We start from the raw sequence: 1,030 nt of genomic DNA on the forward strand, positions 1-1,030 counted from the left end.
CCGGATGATGGCTTGCCGGTCGGGGAAGATGCCGACAACGTCTGTGCGCCTGCGGATTTCCTTGTTCAACCGTTCCTGGGGATTGTTGGACCAGATTTGGCGCCATATCTGTTTCGGGAACGTGGTGAACGACAGCAGATCCGCGCGCGCTGCGTCGAGGTGGGCGGCCACCTTCGGCAACTTCTCGGTGAGTGCGTCGAGCATCCGATCATATTGAGCAGCCACCGATTCGGAGTCGGCCTGGTCGAACACCGAGTGCAGCAGAGTACGCACCCATGGCCACGACGATTTCGGGGTTATCGACATCAAGTTGACCGTGTAATGGGTTCGGCACCGTTGCCAGGCCGCGCCGGGCAGTGTGGCTCCGATCGCGGCGACCAGCCCGGCGTGGGCGTCGGAGGTGACCAGGCTGACTCCGGACAGGCCGCGGGCGACCAGGTCGCGGAAGAACGCGAGCCAGCCCGCGCCGTCCTCGCCGCTGGTGACCTGGATCCCGAGGATCTCACGGTAGCCATCAGCATTGACACCAGTGGCGACCAGGGCGTGGACGTTGACCACGCGCCCGTTCTCACGCACTTTCAACACCAGAGCGTCCGCGGCGACGAACGTGTACGGGCGTTGATCGAGGGGGCGGGTTCGGAACGCTTCGACCTGAGCGTCGAGTTCGGCGGCCATGATCGACACCTGGGACTTGGAAAGCTTTGTCACACCCAGGGATTCGACAAGTTTCTCCATCCGGCGAGTCGACACCCCGAGCAGATAGCACGTGGCCACCACCGAGGTCAGGGCACGTTCGGCGCGTTTGCGGCGTTCGAGCAGCCAATCCGGGAAATACGAGCCCGAACGCAGTTTCGGGATCGCCACATCGATCGTGCCGACACGGGTGTCGAAATCACGGTGGCGGTACCCGTTTCGGGAGTTGACCCGGTCGTCGGATCGTTCGCCGTAGCCGGCGCCGCACACCGCGTCGGCTTCGTTGCTCATCAGGGCTTGGATGAAGGTGGACATCATCTCGCGCAGCAGGTCCGGA

The 1,030-nt window shown here is 63.7% G+C and carries 1 protein-coding gene; it reads right to left on the reverse strand.

Annotated elements, in window-relative coordinates; translation table 11 throughout:
- A partial coding sequence (locus tag IRT45_RS36305) for an IS256 family transposase (RefSeq protein ID WP_194810263.1) occupies positions 1-1,030 on the reverse strand: 1,030 nt, incomplete at both ends.

The organism is Nocardia sp. BSTN01, from assembly GCF_015354405.1.
GTDB lineage: Bacteria > Actinomycetota > Actinomycetes > Mycobacteriales > Mycobacteriaceae > Nocardia.